Raw genomic sequence first — 16,634 nt, 5'->3', positions numbered from 1 at the left:
CTAACTCCACTTATCGAGTATCTCAAGGTTTATTTCTTGATGGTCAGTATAAACTTGAGATACTGAACTATATTTATAAGCAGTTTCTCTTCCATTTTGAGTAACAACTATTTTAGCCCCTGGATTAATAACAATTTCAGGATTGATAAATAACTTTATGTTTTGTACAACTATGCCACCTTCAGCTTGCTGTATAGTCTGAGAACTGTTATAAGATACCCTACAACGGATCGGATCAGTATTAATTTTAACTGGTTTAGGTTTTGCTGTACGTCCAGTTTCTTCATTCTTTACAGCTTTATACTCATATATATCACAAGTACCTTTATATAGCGATTCTATTACTTCTCTTCGCGAACTCACATAAATCACCTACCATCTAAAATCTCTAAATGAATATAAATTATCCAGGCCATAGTTTTTACTATCTTGAATAAATTTATTAAGTAAAGCCCCTTTATCTATTGAGCTATAATATGTGATACTAACATCACCTTCTGATATTGATTTTATGCCTTTTTCTATATTCATTGATTCAGCTCCATCAGTTTGTAGCTTAAATCCAATTAAATTAGCTAGAACACGTCTGATTACTACATGTTCTAGCTCTTTTGGTATTTCTTTTAAGTTGCAAAAATTGAGTATATCTTGAATTGTTGATTGTACAGCAAATTCTAATGAAAAGTCACTAGTTTCTATTGCAATTCCAAAAGGCTTTAATAGTTCCATTATCTTAGCCTTATATTCTTCTATGCTCACTTAATCACCCTCAAACTATCCTCTTGAAATTATTCTCGCAAGTGGTACAAACTTATCGTTGATAGCTTCAGTACCATCATTAATTAATTCCCAGTTAGATCCATTTTCTAGTTCAGCATTAGTAGGTGAGTTAGTTGCCTGAGATTTCTTTAAGTAAGATATACCAGCTACTGCTATTGCTTTTCTTACTCTAGAAATTAATTCAGTTTCACCACCCTTAGTGTGTGGGTCTCTAAACATTTCAAATGGCACCTTTGCTCCTACATCTGTTAATGATATAGCGCCATTACCTAATACGTAAGATGTATATACATCAACTGCTGCACTCTCTGCTCCTATTTTCTTAGATTCAACTGGCATATTATCATCTATAACTACCAATCTACCATTCCAAGTAGCTAGTGTTAAATCTCTAGTTACGCCATTTTCATCAGTATACTTTAAGTGTTCAAGTAATCTTAGATTTTCTAAGTTAGTGGCAACCGCTGAATGCATGAATACTAATGTGAATGAGTTTTTATTATCACCACCTGCCTGCTGAATCGCCTTGTTTAGAGTTGTAGCTCCAACTAGCATATTTTCATCTGTAGCAACTGGTGCACCTGAAGATGATATATCAAGTGTATGTTTAGCAACAAAGTTCTTATTAGCACCTTTATAATTGCTATCAGACATAGAGAATATGCCTTTTAGCACTGATAAAATAACATCCTGGTCTACATCATTCCAATAATCCTGTATCTGACTTCTTATATTAGCGTCAAAATCTTCACCGCCAGTTATATCATATGAGAAATCTGCTTCTATCCAAGAGTTCATTCTTCCTAAAGTAAATACACCCTGCTCTAATGTTTTTGTTCTATTTCCTTTTAAATCAGTAACTCCATCATAGTTAAGAGCCTGTCCACCTATTCTTCCAAAATATGGAATCTTAGCATACACAGTACCAGTCTGTGTATTATCTTTAAATACAGACTGTAATCTCTTATCTGCTGATACTATTGCACCTGAGCTTACTAATTTATTTAATCTAGCATTAGGAAATGCCTGCATGTATTTGGCCCATGCTTCGCCATTAAATGATTTTTCATCAAACTTCATAAATTTTACCCCTTTTCTCTAAATTATTTACTTTCTAATTCTTTTACGAAATCTTCGTATGATTTTTCTGAGTCTGGCTTTACACCCGGATTTGGATTTCCACCGTCTGGCTCCACCCCCGTAAAACCCTTTTTTGTTGGTTCCTTACTTTCAAAAAGGTATGGATCAGATGTCTTAATTCCATCAAGCATAGTAGATATATTTTCTAAATTACCAGCTTCATCAAACTTAGCATTTTCTACATCAATATCTAACAATGCTTTTACAGCTTTAGTATTTTTTGCTCCTGAACTAATCAGTGCTTTATCCAGTGCCGATTCGACTTTAAGATTATGTATCTTAGCATCATATTCAGCCTGTTTAGTCGCATTAGCCTCCTTAAGAGTGTCAATCTCTTCTTGTAGCTTTTTAGGATCAACTTTCTTTAGATCTTCAAGTTGTTTATCTCTTTCAGATATTTGCTCTTTTAGATCTTTAACTTCATTATTTTTGTTGTTAAAATCATCTTTGGCTACAAAGTTTTCTCCTATACCTTTTTTAATGTTTTTGATAATATCTTCTTTACCATCAACATCCTTTAAAATTTCTTCTAACCATTCCATAATATTTACCTCCTACTTTCCTTTTTATTCTGGTGGTCCAGTAATGTAGTGTGCTTTATTTATTCTCCAAGCTAGAGTAATTTTTTGCATTAAAAAAAGACAGTTTATTGACTTATCTTAGGTCATTTTACATATTAAAAAAGCACCCTAGATTTATTCACTAAAGTGCTTATATAAATGGTGTAATATCCTTAACATCTTTTAAACCATTTTTAATTTTTTGCATTGTTGAATTTTCTTGAAGAAATTCCATACCTTTTATTGTTAGTCTAGGTTCCATAGCCTTAAAACCATATCCACCGGCATAGTTAATTCTTTTAAAACCACTAATAAGGTCATCATCAATCATTGACTGAAGTATCCTGTTTTTTCTTTCTTCACTTATTTTTAGTGCTTCTAAAAAAGTGCCATCAAAAATATTACTATCCATAGAAGCTTCAATACCTACTAGTATTTTATACACAATTTTTAAATTATCCATTACATCACCACTTTTTCTATATCATCTAGTGTAATATCAACAGTTTCCCAAGTAGATGGATCATCTCCGATATCTGCCAAAAATTCTGTTTTACTAAACACTTCTATAATAGCTGCTTCTCTGCCATCTTTTAATAAAACTGTATCATATTGTTTTATATCCATGCTACTTCACCTCCGTAATATATGCTGTAGTCATATGTGTTTTACCATTATTTTCAAGCCATGCCACTAATAAATTTACCGGCTCTTTATTTTTATTATAAAATATGATTTGCTGTTCATATCTTTTTCCATGTTGATTTTCACCCTTAAATGTAGCTGGGTAATCTCTTGACCTCAAAAGAATTTCTTTTTCAAAATATTTATAATTATTTATGTTATATCCCAATTTTTCTTCAATCAATCTACCTTTAGTGAGCCCTTTTTCATTGTCTCCACCAAATAGATATTTCTCAAACTTATTTTTATCTATTGTGGCGGTTTCAACGTTAGGCAATCTTAATTTTGGGTTATTCTTAAGTTTATTACGTCTTGCATAATCAACTGATCTTAATTTAATATCTCTGTCTGTACTTTTATTATACTTCATTTTCTGATAATCTTCAAAGCTTTTAGGTACTTCAACACCTGCATTTTTATACTTTTCGTGTTGTTTTTTATCGGAGAATCTATTCTTCCACGCTTTTTCTACATTGCTATACTCTTTATCTCCAGCAATATATTTTCTATGAAATTCTGGATAAGTCATATTTTCAGGAACATAAATAGTTTTACCATTTTTATCCCTTGCAGCTCTTTGCCCTAATCCATATTCTTCATCAATATACGGCGCTACTGTTGTTCTACATCTTACATGAAATGGGGGATAGTTTACTCCAACTTCTTTCTTAGATAACTCAAATACCTTACCGTCCACTTTTCTGCATATGCTTGAAGTTTTATGGTCCAGTGTGGCAACAATAATATATTTTTCTACCTCTAAATCCTTTAGGTTTTCGTATCTTGCCTCTTCATCAATACGTGCTGATTCTGTATGTAATAAAGCTTCAGCATGATCTTTTCTAACCTCAAACTTTTCTGCTATATCTTCAGCCATTTTAGTAGCATTATCACCTTTTCTAAGTGACTCTTCAAGTGCCTTGTGTAGTTCCTCTACAATTTTTTCTCTATGAGGCCCCCAAAGTCTTTCTGAAAACTCTATACCATCATCAGTCCAAGGTTTCTTGATTAGTAACTTAACCTTATATTCATTAGGATGAAACAAATTTACAGTAGCATCAACACCTTTTGCTATTTCATATGTTTGCCTATAATAAGTGTCTTTATATAGTTCCTCAAGAAATTCAAATATAGCATTATTCTCTTTATAGATAAAGTCGTTAACTTCATTAATCAAGGCTATCTTAAGAGCTTCTAACCTTGTCAAATGATAAGTTGTACTTGCATTTCTAACCATCAGTAACCATTCTTCGGGTACCTGATCATCTAATTGGCTAGCATATTTGATATATGTCTGTAAATCAAGTCTATATTCTTCAATCTCAGCTGGAGTTAATTTCTGCTGTGCTGCTGCATATGTTAGACCATTATCTTTAGCAAATCTACTAACCCAGTAGTTTATTTGCCTTTTCATTCTTCTAGAAATTTCAGCATTTATTGTTTCAAGCTCACTTAATTGTTTTTCAACTTTTTTATTCTTTATTGCTTCAAGTTCTAATGCTCTTTTTTCCCAATACTGTTGATTCTTAGTTTTCTTCTTCGGCATTATTATCACCGCCTATAGAAAAATTATCTTCAATTTTCTTTGGCTTATTATTTTCTTGCTCCTGCTTCAATCTTTTCTCTTCTTCAGCTGGATCATCAATATATGGATGATTTTCAAGTAATGTCCTAGTTGATAACAGTCCTGTACTTGCTTGTATATCTGTTATAACCTGTGATTCATTTATCAGAACATCTTTATTAAAGATAATATCAATTTTATCTTTATCAGTAGCTGTGTAGTCTGTTGTAGCTTCCAAAAACATCTTTACAAAATCTGTCATCTGTTCAAATGATGCCTTAAATTCTGCTTCAATATCATTAGAATCAAGATCTATATCAGAATACATTGATTGTATATTCATCTGATTAGGATTGCCACCAAGTCTTTCATCTTTAGCATCAAATGACTTGGCATTTTCTATCAAAGCTTTCTTAAGTATATCTAATATCGACTTATAATTATCTGAATTAACCTCAATGCTTAATGTGTCAACTCCACCGTCAGATTGAACTTTTACAGCTCCCGCAGTTGCTAAATTCTCCCTAAAATCTTCTAAATTTGCACCATCATAATTCGTAATTACAAGAATAGTATTTCTAGCATCCTGTTGCATATTGTTGTTGTAATCAGATAATATTTCATTTATTGCATCCTGTAGAGACTTTATTTTATTGATTAGTGGTATTTCATCATCATTATATTTAAATGCTACAATAGGCACTCTATCATTCCAGTTATATGCTTTGCCTTCTGAATCAACCAAATAATTCAGCTCTTCAAGCTTAAGTAATGATTTACCATTAACTTTATATCTTGTAACCTTATCTTTGTCATATACTTCAGCATATTCATTTATAACCTCTTTACCAGCAATGAACTCTGGAATCGCATATAATCTAATAACAAAATTCAGCTCGTTGTGTTCCTCGTCTTTCCAAACTGGATATATTTCATATGATTTAAATAACTTAAATTTTATTTGTGAGTTACTATCAATATAAATATACACATAAGCGATTCCACAGTTTAGAGAACTCTTTAATATGTTCTTAAGTGATTTCATAAACCTATGATTAAATATAGGCTCAATCAAATTATCAAACTTTTCATTATCTGATTTAATTGTTGGTGCTTTACCTAGCATATAGTTTTTCTTTTTATCAACGGCAATAGCATACTGGTTATCCACTCTCTTATTGTTAGGAGTATTCAACAATTCTTTCTTTGTGCCATCTTTTAAAATCATGTATTTTTTACGATTTAAAATATCATGATTACCTTTGTAGTACTCTTCGCCTATAATCTGATTTTCTCTTTCTTTAGAAGTTTTAAAGTTATTTACCAGATATTCTAAATATGTCATATTTTCTGAAGTTTTTTCCTCAGGTTTATTTATTAAATCATTCAGCTTGTTCACCCCCCTTTTTAACCAATTAAACATTTATTCACCTCCTAATCAAATGAATATGTTGGTGGCTTGGATAATGTCTCTGCAATACCTGTTATTGCGTCTGCACAGTCATCATGCTTATTTTTACCTTCACGCTGATACTTAATTACATCTTTAGCAAATTCAGGCCATTTATTACGCCAAGTAGTAGGCACATATATATGCTGATTCACCCATGATGAATTTGAAAGTATTCTAGCCTGTTTATTATTAGATTGATGAAATGCATCAAATACTGTGTGATTAGTATTTAGCTCGACTTTCATTATTCTTTCAACATTTCTAGCATATACTCCGCCACCATTATTTGATTCTATTCTCGCTTTATTTACCTTATCTTTATGCATCATTTCGGCTTGTGCTTTTTCTGTAATTTCCATATCGTCTTTTGTGTACAACACATCAATGATATAAGCTTCATTATCAAAAGATACGCCATAATCTATGCTACACAAATAATCGTCGCCCTTATCAGCCGTATCTGTATAATTGTATATATGCTTAAACGTTGGTAATTCTTCATAAGTTTTAAGCTCATATAACTTACCTTTAAGATCAATTGGCTCTTGCTGGTAATTTGCTGAAGCAATGTCCTCTCCCATAGCCTTTGTCTTTAGTAAAAAAGATTCCTTGGATAATATTTCATCACACAACATTGATCCATCATCTTGCATAGCTTTCATATTTACGTGCTTCACTTTATAACCCAACTCTGGCAATTCTTCTAATGCTTTGCCCGCCAAATCATCACTAGCCCACCTAGTCATTATTATTATGATTTTGCCACCCTCTTCAAGTCTAGATAGCATAGTATTAACAAACCAATCCCAGTGTTTTTCCTTTATTGATTCGTTGTAGGCTTCTTCAGCATTTTTTATTAAGTCATCTATGATTAAAATACTTGCACCAAATCCTGTTGCAGTTCCTCCTGGGGAAGTAGCCAAGTAGTTATTGTATCCACCTTCAAGTGACCAAAGGTTCATAGATCCATCACCTTTTTTTATTGCTCTATCTGGAAAAACATCTGTGTAAACAACTTTATTCTTATCGGCTTTTTCTTCTTGAATTGTATTTCTAACATTCTTTGAAAACACAGTTGATAGAGTCTCATTGTATGATCCAGTCATTATTTTTTCTTCAGGATGTTCACCTAAAATCCATTCAACAAAACATCCAGCAGTCCTACTTTTCCCGTGGCGAGGTGGCTCATTTATAATTAAAACATCATAACCACTTTGTTCATAAAACGCTTGTAATTCATTACACAAATCAACTAAGAACTTTCTATCTTTTTTGTAAAAATCAGGCGCTTTTAAATTACAATAAAAAAAGAACCCACGTTTTGCAAGTTCTATCTTAGCACCCAACTTTATTAAATCCCTATCCATCATCATCACCAGCTAGTTTTAATAGCTGTTCTGTTGTTAAAGCTTCATATGGATTGGCTAAGCTACCACTCATATTTATATTTTGTTTTTCAGTAGGCTTATATCCCGTTCTATCCAATATATCCTTTGCTGCATTATATCTGACCTGGTCGCTGTCTGATGTAAGCAACTTATCCATAGTTCTAATAGCTTTAGCAGCTAGGTTATTTAAATATTTTCTTTGATAGTCATCTTTGAATTCAATGAATTCATCTTTCTTTTTCCAATTGATTATCGTCTGTACAGACACATTTAACTCTTCGGCAATTTGTTTCTGAGTTAAATCAGTTGAAACCATTAATATTGCACATTTTTCAATTTTTTTATTCACAAACAAATCACCTCTTTTCTTAAAATTTATTAAAGTATAATTGCATCAAAAAAGGACCTCTGTGGGTCCTCTTGTGGTTATTTATTATTTTCTAGTCCTAACATAATATTTCAACAAATAGAAAGGGCACACGATAAAAATATACCGCATACCCTTTCAAGACTATATGAACTACTTTAAAGAAACTCCCAATGCTTTTGCAACAGCTTCTTGCAACAATTTAGAAAAATTTATTCCCTCTTTCTCAGCTTTTTCATTTAACCAATACGGAATAGTACAATTTTTCTTAACTGATTTATTCTCTAATTTTCTTCTGTATTCAGCTAAATTGATATCTACCAATGTTTCAATATCAAATTCATCTTCATTAAATTTTATTGAATATGGTTCAGGCAAATCTTTTTTATCATCTTGATAATCAATTCCCATCAAACCTATGGCATCTCTAGCCATTTCCATAGCTTCTGCTACATTACTTCCTTGTGTTGCGATATCAAAGTCAGGTATTTCCACATAATACCCGTCATCTGTTTTTTTCATCAAAACAGGATATGCTAATTTTAGTTCTTTTCTCATTCTTCATCCCTCCAATATATAAACTATATGAATAAATCCGTTAGGGCTATTTAAGCCCTAACTTCTTAATAATTTTCCTTGCTAGCATTTCATTTATTTCTTTATGCCTTGGTATGGGTTCTGATATTGTCCCGTTTGTGTATATATCATGATTCCCACCTGCACGTTTGTAATAAAATCCATTACTTTCAAGAAGTTTAATTAAATCTCTGTGCTTCATATAGTCTCCTTTCCTTATTTCATACTTATATTATACGCATTTTATACGCACTTGTCAACACGTATTTTATACGTATAATATAATTTCACAAACAAAAAAGACACCCATTCAGATGCCTTTTTCGTAATAATAATCTTCATAAGGAGGATATAAAAAATGAAAATCAACGATTACCATTTCTTCCACAATAACATAATACCACACTATCAACTGCAATTAACTGCAATCTTTATTTAGTATCTTATCAAATTCAACTAAAGCATTTCCATGAAGTTGGTAAACTCTTCTAATACTATAATTCATATCTACAGCAATTCTTTCCCATGATCTAGACTCTATGTATCTTTTTCTAAGAAGAGCTTCCATTGAATTATCATTTAATAAACTTATTTTAGTACTTATCTCCCCTATCAGTTCTACTTTTTTATTTAATATATCATATATTTCCGACTTCTTATCAGCAATTTTACACACAATAAATTCTGTACTTCCTCTACCACTTGTTTGAACTCTTTCCTCATATGTGATAGCTCCACCCTCAGCTAAAGTATTTAATTCTAATATCTCATTTTCAAGTGCTTTTATATTCTTGTCAATATTGTGTAATTGCATTAAATACTCTTTAGCTTCCATTACTTCCATTCTCCTGTCAATCTTTTTATATAGTCGACTGCTGCATCTAAATCCCTGTAACCATCTTTATCGTTATACCTACTAAGGTATTTTACAATTTGAGAAATTGAAACAGCCTGTTTACTATCAAATTTAGAACAAACATATTCCATTGCTTCTATAGTCTCAATATTATGCTTACCTTTTCCAGCGTATCTCGTAGGTGTCTGTCCATTAACCCTAGTAGAATTTCTATCATCCATATTTACTTCTTCAATCATTAGCATTTTTAAACCTCCTCAACTCTAATATAAATACCTGGCACATCCGCCCAAAACTTTTCGCAAATAAGGCTTGCTACTTGACTATCATCTTTCCAAAATCCAACATTAGTCATACAATCCTGAAGTAATTTTTGTGCATTGTCTAAATCTGGTTTTGATGTTTTGTACTCTCCATTCTCATGTTTGCCACTTAACGGATAACACCATTTCACATATAACCTAAGAGCTCCTACAAGCTTTTTTGAAGGTTTATATTTAGCTAGCCAATCATTTAGTTTACTTCTCGTTTGTTTTAGCTCTGGTGGTTCATAAAATTTGTTAGTCTTAAAGTTTACCTGTTTTTCTTGGTGAGTTATAGTTGGCGGTATTATCGGCATAAAAAATTCAATCATATTATCCTCCTATTTAGTTGATAATAATTTTCTTTTAATAATTCATTTCTTAAAAATTCGCTTTAGTCATTAGGCGACCGTGAATAGTTATGTTGGGCGTAGCTATCGCCCAACTTACTTTCACAGTCTATGACATTTGTCTCCCGTGACAGCAAAATATATATATTATTTTTAGTTTTTGCCGTCACACCTTGACAAAAACTAAAAATAAGTATTTGTCACAGGTTTTGTGTCACACCGTGTCAATAACTAAAATTTAGTATTTGTCACACCTAGTATGACAGGACAAAATCAGTTATTGTCACAGGTGTTTTCTTCCTCTTTTCTATAAATTATGCTAGCTTTTCCATCTCCAGTTCGTATAAAATCGAACCCACCATGTTCTTTTATTCGTCTCCAAACGGTCCTATTTGACACTCCCATTTCTTGAGATAAATCATTAACAGTAATTTCATTGTGATCCATTTCAAGATTTGCAAATGCAATTTCTAGCTTATTTTGTCTTTCCTCTTTCTTCTTTTCTTTTGGTTTTCTAGACTCAACACCCTTTTGCCATGGTGGTTTTTCAGCTTCCGGCATTACATCTTTGAGCACTCCAGAATCATCTATCTTGTGTATTGGATAATCAAACCACACATTCACAGGCTCAAATCCAGCAAACTCTCTAAGAGTACCTTCTATTCTCCAAGCTGTCTTTTGCCCTGCTAGCCTCATTACTTTATCAAGCCTTTTTTCTAGGTCAATATACTGCATTCTAGTAAGACATCTATTGGCGTGTGTAAGCATTTGAGCACGGCTTAAAGTATCATCTAAGCCTACATTCTCCTCAAAATAATCTTGGTTTAAATTCTGCAATGCCAGACTAATATAATTAGCTGCTGCCTTTTCCTTTTCATGTTTTACTAGCTCATCAGATAGAGACAATTCAGTTAAATCTATTAAGGCATCAGGATCTCTTGCAAATACTCCTGAGCCTGAAGCTCTATCCATAGACCTTTTACCACCTTGGTATCCTTTTGAATGGTGGTGACAATAAATAACAGCACTTCCTAAATCAGTACACACACGGTCAAATTGATTACAAAAATGTGCCATCTGATCCGCTGAATTTTCATCCCCTGTAATTACTTTATATATTGGGTCTATGATTATGGCCGTGTAGTTCTTCTTGTGGGCTCTTCTAATCAACTTAGGCGCCAATTTATCCATTGGAACTGACTTACCTCTTAAATTCCATATATCAATGTTTTTTAAGTTGTTAGGGTCTACTCCCATAGCTGTATAAACATCTTTAAATCTGTGAAGGCAAGAAGCCCTATCTAACTCTAAATTGACGTACATTACTTTTCCCTGCTCACAATTCCATCCCATCCATTTATCGCCTTCAGCAATAGCCACACAAAGTTCTATAAGCGCATATGACTTACCAGCTTTTGATGGACCCGCCATTAGCATTTTGTGACCTTGTCTAAGTATTCCATGTATTAACGGTGGAGCTAAGTCCGGTAAATCGTCAAAGAATGAATCAAGGCTTTCAGGATCCGGCAAATCATCATTTACACCTTCTATCCATTCAAACCATTCATTCCAATTTGATTTGCCTATATTTGTGTCAATAAGAAACTGTTTTTTGCCATTTCTCATAATCCCTGGCATACGGCTTAACCTTGATGGATTCTTATTCTGTTGGTCTATTTCTAATCCATTTTTCTTACACACAGTATATAAGTAATCTACTCTTTTTCTGTATTCGTCATAATTTGATGCATCAACTCTAACTATTGCATGAATTGACTTTTTACCACTATGTACTAAACAAGCTACCGGTAACTCTAATTCTCTAATTATGGCATTTTGCTTATCTAATTCCATTGAATCAGATTCCACAAGTGCATATCTAAAATCAACTACATTGTCATTTTTACACCCTATACCATCAAGTGGATTAAATCTAATCCATGCACCTGCTTGTTCTTTATAATCACCAAGCACGGCGCCTATATCTCCATTACACTGATTAAGCTCTTGTATTAATTGTCCTGAAGTTCTGTCCCAGTGACCTTTGGTAGGTAAATACTTTCCGTCTTTTTCCCAGGTAGCTGTTACATATCCTACATTTTCAGTAGAATCAAATAATATTTCTAGATACTTAATTAGCTCTTTCGCTGGCTCCCAGTTATTCGGTTCTTCTATATCTTGACCTTCTAACCATGCTTGGTCTACTACAACCAAATCATCTTTTATTTCGTCATCCCAATCTAGAGCATGACCATCTTTTCTAAGTGGAACATAACCACCATCAACTGCCATCTGGTATATTGTTCCACCAGTTACTGGAGAATTGCTACCTTGAAATGACATCCATTTAGTGAAGCATTCTCCATTTCTATATCTTTTTGTATCTCTTGTTGACCATCTATCCCAATCACTTGCTGTGTAGCCTTCTTGCTTGAGTCCCATTCCTACATTGACCCACTCTTGGTAGGTTAGGATAGATGGATCTATATATTCTAATAAATTAAGTAGATCTAATGTATTGTTCAACTATTTATATTCCTTTCATAATGGTTTATGGTACAATGATTTTAAATAATAATTTAACTTAGGAGGTATTTATGGATATTCAAAATATGCTTATGTGTGGTGGTAGTGCTTTAGTTGGAGCAGGAATTTTAAAAGGTCCAGTAGAAACTCTAAATGAATTTTGGTATATACACTTTGGCAAAAACATTCATCAAGAAGCTGAAATTCTAAAGGCTAAAGCCGAGAAGAACAAACAACTTTTTGGAGAAAATATAATCACAGAAGTTAAAAATATACCAGAAGAAAATTTGAAGGAACCAAAAACTAATATTATAGGTCCAGCTATGGAAGCTTCTAAATATTACGTAGAAGAACCTGAACTTAGAAGTATGTTCGCTAAACTTATTGCATCATCAATGGATAAAACTAAAGATGCAATAATACACTCTTCTTATGTTGAAATAATAAAACAAATGTCACCTCTATACGCTAATAATTTAATTTGCATATATAATTCTCATCGCAACCAGGCTCCAATTTGCAAATACAATTTAATGTTTACTAATCACACAAACCTAAATTTATATACTAATATTTTTTTAAGCAATCCATCATGTTCAGATCAAAATTCACTTTCACCATCACTTAGTAATTTAGAAAGACTTGGTCTTATTAAAATGGACTATTCTCAATGGATATCCAATGAAGAATACTACAAAGATTTCTATAATACCAAAGAATACTTTGAATCTGAACGTACATTAGAAGATTATAAGAAAACTAACTTGCCAAACGATTTAGTAGCAGATAAAATCGACACTCAAAAGGGTATTGCGGACTTAACACCTTTTGGGAAAAATTTTGTTAGAACATGTATGTAAATTAATCTAAAGTATTTTTCAGTATTTCTATAACTTTATCCACTGTGTATTTATGAAATTTTATAGATACACAGAAGGATGTTATAGATGATACCAATATTCCCAAAATAATCTCTTTCATATACAAACCTCCCTATCCTTTATATCCTTTTACATCAATATCCTTTGGTATTTTCCACCCATTACCAGCAATTCTATCTATAAGTTTTCTTGCTGAATCAAACTCCCACATACCTACATTTTTAAATCCTCTTTGTTCTAAAAATCTAATTTGTTTAGGTGTAGTAAGTCCTTCTTTTCTTCTTGAATCCAATCTATCAAGTAACATCTTAGCTTTACCAGCATTATCTACTTGGTCTGGGAATATTCCCAATTTTTCCAATGTCTTTATTTGTTTTTCACTGGCTGGTCCCATTTCCCAACCAAATGCCGGAACATAATTAACTAAGTCCTCAGCATTAATTGACATTTCAAATTGAAGTGGATCAACCAACTTTCTTTTACGCTTTCTCATTTCTTCAAGCTGTTTGGCCAATGCTTCTTCTCTTTGAAGAATCACTTCTTCTTCCGCCATCTTTTCAACTTCTTCTAAGTCCTGAGGATTTCCTGATTCCTCAATTATTTTAGTCATTGCCTTTGATACTTCTTCATTGGGTGCAATAAGTGAAGCTGGATGACACAACTCATGTCTTTCTGTATGCCACAAAAAATCTAATACAAGCAAATCTTCCTTACCTGGATGTAGTCTTGTTCCACGTCCTACCATTTGGCTATATAAAGACCTAACCTTTGTTGGTCTAAGCACTATAATGCAATCGACACTAGGGCAATCCCAACCTTCAGTAAGGAGCATTGAATTGCATAATACATTGTATCTATCGTTGTCAAAGTCCTCTAAAATTTGACCCCTATTTTCTGAATCCCCATTAACCTCTGCAGCTCTAAATCCTTTTTCTTGAAGTATTCTAGTAAACTTTTGTGATGTCTTAATAAGAGGTAAAAATACTACTGTTTTTCTATCACTACAATACTTTACCATTTCATCAGCAATTTGCTCCAAATATGGATCTAATGCTGTTCCAATTTCACTAGCCTTAAAGTCTCCTGCTTGTTGACTTACTCCTGATAAATCTAACTTAAGAGGAATAGTAAGTGCCTTAATTTGTGATAAAAAACCTTCTTTAATTGCCTTAGGTAAAGTATATTCATAGGCAAGTGACTCAAAGTACGAACCAAGATTCTTCATATCCCCTCTGTCCGGCGTGGCTGTTACTCCTAGCACCTTAGCACTATCAAAGTGTTCTAATACTCTTTGGTAACCGTCTGATATACAGTGATGTGCTTCATCTATAACTATTGTGTCAAAGTAATCTTTATCAAATTTATTAAGCCTTTTAGGTCTCATAAGTGATTGAACTGAGCCTACAACAACTCTATAAAAACTACCTAAGCAACTATCTTCCGCTTTTTCAACTGCACATTTTAGTCCAGTAGCTTTATCCAACTTATCTGCTGCTTGATCTAATAACTCCCCTCTATGCGCTAACATTAATACTCTATCGCCACTTTTTACAACATCTTCTATTACCTTGCTAAAAACTATAGTCTTCCCGCAATTATGAGTTATTGTAAAATCACCCATTAAATATCTATTATCTACATCAACTGTTATTCCAACATAGTTGCCTATTCCATATTCTAAAACTGTAAATCCAGTTCTTTTTACATCTTTTATTTGTCTTCTTTTATTAACTTTCTTGTGACTTACTCTACAAGGAATTATAGAACAGTCTCCACTGATACCTACTCTGTAGTAAATACCTTCAAAATCCTTACATCTTTTCTTACACTTCTTAACATATGCAGCCAACCCTAAAGACCTAGCAATAAATGCGACATCATTACTTAACTGCTTAGATGCCGAAACAAAATCGTATCCTCCATTTGTAGCACTACCATCTGTATCTATTAATCCTGCTAATATTTCAAGTCTATTAATGTAATTTGAAGCTTTATAATTATGTGGTATAAATTTTTCATAACTGCCTTTACCTCTGAGACCTAGCTCCTTTAATTGTCTGTGAAGTAAACTGCCCTTGCATCCAAGCTCTCCACTTTTAAATATATATGTATTCGCTTTACCGGATGGTTCAATAGAATATGTCATATCATACCTTAAACATTGATTTTTTATTTCACTTACAACTTCATCATCCATTGTGGTAACAGATATTGAGTTTACTAGATTTCCATCTCCTAGTAAAATGCCTAAGAAATAGGGGGAAATTATATGTCCGTTATTAAATCCAAAGTTTTTTATTAAACCTGATCTAATTAATTTATGTATATGTTTTTTGTTCTTACTCCAACTTAGCCATTCTTTTATACTTACATCAATAATTTGACCTCCAAGCTTATCTGAAGGATATATATTTCTGCTTTTTTCATTGGTCCTTACAAGGGTAAGCTTATGATCTTCAGTTACTAAAAAACTTTCACCTTTTACTGGTTGAACTTTGTATAATAATTTAGTACCTTTCTGCTTGAATAAAATATTTCTTGGAAGTCCATCTGCTCCCATAACTTGTTCACCTATATTAATATCTTTTATCTTTTTCAATGAGCCATCAGACATTAATATTTCTTGATTCTCTTCATGGCATCCAGTTGGCAAAACAAGGAGTGTTTTACGCACTCCCTGATTCCATTGTTCTAATACTTTTTCTTTTGCTTCATTCTGATAAGGTCTTAATTCCATAATTAAAAGCTCCCAGGTGTAAATGTTGTCTGAACTGCTTCAGTTTCCTTTGGCTCATAGAATTTTTTAATTTCATTTGACTGCATTGGATTTCCATCTTTTGATGTCCAGTTTCTAATTCCAACTTTACATCTTCCTTTAGCTCCAACAACACTATTCCAATTCATCTTTAACGGCTGTCCTTTTTTCTTTTGCCCTATAGATGTGAAAAATTCTGATAAAAATCCTTCTGTTTTTTGATGTAAAAATAAATTATGTTGTATAACAGCAATTCCTTCAGCTGTTTCAATTTTTATATTCAACATTGCTTTATTACAAGCTGACATTTTATCACTACCATCAAATCTACCTCTTTCAAATGAAGTAACTTCAAAATCATAATCACCGGCTGGCAATAATATAAAATCTGGACCTTCTTTTGATATTTCATCATCCCAGCCTAATCCTACTCCCATATCTTCTGTCATCAT

19 protein-coding genes are annotated in these 16,634 nt (G+C 32.6%); 1 reads left to right on the top strand and 18 read right to left on the bottom strand.

Annotation, left to right across the window (positions count from 1 at the left end; translation table 11 throughout):
- The 16 genes from O0R46_RS03125 to O0R46_RS03050 form a co-directional block, all read right to left on the bottom strand.
- Nucleotides 1-363, bottom strand: a complete 363-nt coding sequence (locus tag O0R46_RS03125) for a hypothetical protein (protein ID WP_269312124.1) — start codon at nucleotides 361-363, stop codon at nucleotides 1-3.
- Between the two features lie 9 nt (nucleotides 364-372).
- Entirely contained in the window at nucleotides 373-759 is a 387-nt protein-coding gene (locus O0R46_RS03120) for a head-tail connector protein (protein ID WP_269312123.1), read from the bottom strand.
- 15 nt (nucleotides 760-774) lie between these two features.
- Nucleotides 775-1,860 (bottom strand): major capsid protein, encoded by a 1,086-nt coding sequence (locus tag O0R46_RS03115; RefSeq protein ID WP_269312122.1) that lies wholly within the window; start codon nucleotides 1,858-1,860, stop codon nucleotides 775-777.
- 23 nt (nucleotides 1,861-1,883) lie between these two features.
- Nucleotides 1,884-2,462 (bottom strand): phage scaffolding protein, encoded by a 579-nt coding sequence (locus tag O0R46_RS03110; protein WP_269312121.1) that lies wholly within the window; start codon nucleotides 2,460-2,462, stop codon nucleotides 1,884-1,886.
- Between the two features lie 169 nt (nucleotides 2,463-2,631).
- Nucleotides 2,632-2,943 carry a YjcQ family protein gene (locus O0R46_RS03105; protein WP_269312120.1) on the bottom strand — a complete coding sequence of 104 codons (312 nt, stop codon included), beginning with the start codon at nucleotides 2,941-2,943 and terminating at the stop codon, nucleotides 2,632-2,634.
- The gene (locus O0R46_RS03100) at nucleotides 2,943-3,107 is read right to left on the bottom strand and encodes a hypothetical protein (protein ID WP_269312119.1); all 165 of its coding nucleotides are present in this window, start codon (nucleotides 3,105-3,107) and stop codon (nucleotides 2,943-2,945) included. Before O0R46_RS03100 ends, O0R46_RS03105 begins: the two co-directional genes overlap by 1 nt.
- Nucleotide 3,108: 1 nt before the next feature.
- Nucleotides 3,109-4,710: a minor capsid protein gene (locus O0R46_RS03095; protein WP_269312118.1), complete on the bottom strand. Its 1,602-nt coding sequence runs from the start codon at nucleotides 4,708-4,710 to the stop codon at nucleotides 3,109-3,111.
- Nucleotides 4,691-6,151, bottom strand: coding sequence for a phage portal protein (locus O0R46_RS03090; RefSeq protein WP_269312117.1), 1,461 nt, complete (start codon nucleotides 6,149-6,151; stop codon nucleotides 4,691-4,693). The genes O0R46_RS03095 and O0R46_RS03090 overlap by 20 nt, the downstream gene beginning before the upstream one ends.
- 11 nt (nucleotides 6,152-6,162) lie before the next feature.
- On the bottom strand, nucleotides 6,163-7,548 hold the full coding sequence (gene terL, locus O0R46_RS03085; protein ID WP_269312116.1) for a phage terminase large subunit: 1,386 nt from the start codon (nucleotides 7,546-7,548) through the stop codon (nucleotides 6,163-6,165).
- Nucleotides 7,541-7,918 carry a phBC6A51 family helix-turn-helix protein gene (locus O0R46_RS03080; protein WP_269312115.1) on the bottom strand — a complete coding sequence of 126 codons (378 nt, stop codon included), beginning with the start codon at nucleotides 7,916-7,918 and terminating at the stop codon, nucleotides 7,541-7,543. Before O0R46_RS03080 ends, terL begins: the two co-directional genes overlap by 8 nt.
- A gap of 171 nt (nucleotides 7,919-8,089) precedes the next feature.
- Nucleotides 8,090-8,494 carry a type II toxin-antitoxin system HicB family antitoxin gene (locus O0R46_RS03075; protein ID WP_269312114.1) on the bottom strand — a complete coding sequence of 135 codons (405 nt, stop codon included), beginning with the start codon at nucleotides 8,492-8,494 and terminating at the stop codon, nucleotides 8,090-8,092.
- 46 nt (nucleotides 8,495-8,540) lie between these two features.
- On the bottom strand, nucleotides 8,541-8,714 hold the full coding sequence (locus O0R46_RS03070; protein ID WP_269312113.1) for a type II toxin-antitoxin system HicA family toxin: 174 nt from the start codon (nucleotides 8,712-8,714) through the stop codon (nucleotides 8,541-8,543).
- 216 nt (nucleotides 8,715-8,930) lie between these two features.
- Complete coding sequence (locus O0R46_RS03065; RefSeq protein WP_269312112.1) at nucleotides 8,931-9,356, bottom strand: hypothetical protein; 426 nt, start codon at nucleotides 9,354-9,356, stop codon at nucleotides 8,931-8,933.
- Entirely contained in the window at nucleotides 9,347-9,613 is a 267-nt protein-coding gene (locus O0R46_RS03060; protein WP_269312111.1) for a DUF3310 domain-containing protein, read from the bottom strand. Before O0R46_RS03060 ends, O0R46_RS03065 begins: the two co-directional genes overlap by 10 nt.
- A gap of 2 nt (nucleotides 9,614-9,615) precedes the next feature.
- Nucleotides 9,616-10,002, bottom strand: coding sequence for a RusA family crossover junction endodeoxyribonuclease (locus O0R46_RS03055; protein WP_269312110.1), 387 nt, complete (start codon nucleotides 10,000-10,002; stop codon nucleotides 9,616-9,618).
- Between the two features lie 291 nt (nucleotides 10,003-10,293).
- On the bottom strand, nucleotides 10,294-12,546 hold the full coding sequence (locus tag O0R46_RS03050; protein WP_269312109.1) for an AAA family ATPase: 2,253 nt from the start codon (nucleotides 12,544-12,546) through the stop codon (nucleotides 10,294-10,296).
- 71 nt (nucleotides 12,547-12,617) lie between these two features.
- Between O0R46_RS03050 and O0R46_RS03045 the strand changes: the two genes are divergently transcribed.
- Complete coding sequence (locus tag O0R46_RS03045) at nucleotides 12,618-13,406, top strand: DUF4393 domain-containing protein (RefSeq protein ID WP_269312108.1); 789 nt, start codon at nucleotides 12,618-12,620, stop codon at nucleotides 13,404-13,406.
- Between the two features lie 133 nt (nucleotides 13,407-13,539).
- On the opposite strand, the gene O0R46_RS10095 is transcribed toward O0R46_RS03045, so the two are convergent.
- Both O0R46_RS10095 and O0R46_RS03030 read right to left on the bottom strand, forming a co-directional pair.
- Nucleotides 13,540-16,164, bottom strand: a complete 2,625-nt coding sequence (locus O0R46_RS10095; RefSeq protein WP_331275615.1) for a DEAD/DEAH box helicase family protein — start codon at nucleotides 16,162-16,164, stop codon at nucleotides 13,540-13,542.
- A 2-nt stretch (nucleotides 16,165-16,166) separates the two neighbouring features.
- The gene (locus tag O0R46_RS03030; protein ID WP_269312107.1) at nucleotides 16,167-16,634 is read right to left on the bottom strand and encodes a DUF669 domain-containing protein; all 468 of its coding nucleotides are present in this window, start codon (nucleotides 16,632-16,634) and stop codon (nucleotides 16,167-16,169) included.

It is taken from the genome of Peptostreptococcus equinus (genome assembly GCF_027125355.1).
Classification (GTDB): Bacteria; Bacillota; Clostridia; order Peptostreptococcales; family Peptostreptococcaceae; genus Peptostreptococcus; species Peptostreptococcus equinus.
Note: the sequence above shows the minus strand (reverse complement) of the source record. Positions and strands in the feature narration are given on the sequence as shown.

Bases quoted from the DNA above. Each gene is read 5' to 3' on its own strand.
- O0R46_RS03115 (WP_269312122.1), bottom strand. From the start codon at position 1,860: ATGAAGTTTGATGAAAAATCATTTAATGGCGAAGCATGGGCCAAATAC.
- O0R46_RS03110 (WP_269312121.1), bottom strand. From the start codon at position 2,462: ATGGAATGGTTAGAAGAAATTTTAAAGGATGTTGATGGTAAAGAAGAT.
- O0R46_RS03105 (WP_269312120.1), bottom strand. From the start codon at position 2,943: ATGGATAATTTAAAAATTGTGTATAAAATACTAGTAGGTATTGAAGCT.
- O0R46_RS03100 (WP_269312119.1), bottom strand. From the start codon at position 3,107: ATGGATATAAAACAATATGATACAGTTTTATTAAAAGATGGCAGAGAA.
- O0R46_RS03095 (WP_269312118.1), bottom strand. From the start codon at position 4,710: ATGCCGAAGAAGAAAACTAAGAATCAACAGTATTGGGAAAAAAGAGCA.
- O0R46_RS03090 (WP_269312117.1), bottom strand. From the start codon at position 6,151: ATGTTTAATTGGTTAAAAAGGGGGGTGAACAAGCTGAATGATTTAATA.
- terL (WP_269312116.1), bottom strand. From the start codon at position 7,548: ATGGATAGGGATTTAATAAAGTTGGGTGCTAAGATAGAACTTGCAAAA.
- O0R46_RS03075 (WP_269312114.1), bottom strand. From the start codon at position 8,494: ATGAGAAAAGAACTAAAATTAGCATATCCTGTTTTGATGAAAAAAACA.
- O0R46_RS03070 (WP_269312113.1), bottom strand. From the start codon at position 8,714: ATGAAGCACAGAGATTTAATTAAACTTCTTGAAAGTAATGGATTTTAT.
- O0R46_RS03065 (WP_269312112.1), bottom strand. From the start codon at position 9,356: ATGGAAGTAATGGAAGCTAAAGAGTATTTAATGCAATTACACAATATT.
- O0R46_RS03060 (WP_269312111.1), bottom strand. From the start codon at position 9,613: ATGCTAATGATTGAAGAAGTAAATATGGATGATAGAAATTCTACTAGG.
- O0R46_RS03055 (WP_269312110.1), bottom strand. From the start codon at position 10,002: ATGATTGAATTTTTTATGCCGATAATACCGCCAACTATAACTCACCAA.
- O0R46_RS03045 (WP_269312108.1), top strand. From the start codon at position 12,618: ATGGATATTCAAAATATGCTTATGTGTGGTGGTAGTGCTTTAGTTGGA.
- O0R46_RS10095 (WP_331275615.1), bottom strand. From the start codon at position 16,164: ATGGAATTAAGACCTTATCAGAATGAAGCAAAAGAAAAAGTATTAGAA.
- O0R46_RS03030 (WP_269312107.1), bottom strand. From the start codon at position 16,634: ATGATGACAGAAGATATGGGAGTAGGATTAGGCTGGGATGATGAAATA.